Origin of the sequence: Paenibacillus xylanivorans (assembly GCF_001280595.1) — a bacterium.
Lineage (GTDB): Bacteria > Bacillota > Bacilli > Paenibacillales > Paenibacillaceae > Paenibacillus > Paenibacillus xylanivorans.
The window spans coordinates 1-205 of sequence record NZ_LITU01000031.1; the positions used below are offsets into that span (position 1 = coordinate 1).

Consider the following 205-nt stretch of genomic DNA (forward strand, 5'->3'; position numbering starts at 1 on the left):
ATGTTTTGCAGGAACTGCGAACGGATGATACAACCACCACGGAAGATCATCGCGATGTTGCCGTATTTCAGATCCCAGCCGTACTCGTCGGAAGCTGCACGCATTTGGGCAAAGCCTTGCGCGTAGGATACTATTTTACTTGCAAACAGCGCTTTGCGCACATTCTCGATGAACGCTTTTTTGTCACCGGAGAATGCTTCAGTTG

The 205-nt window shown here is 49.3% G+C and carries 1 pseudogene; it reads right to left on the reverse strand.

Annotated elements, in window-relative coordinates:
- Window positions 1-205: pseudogene (locus AMS66_RS03470) on the reverse strand (NADP-dependent phosphogluconate dehydrogenase); the annotation flags it as partial.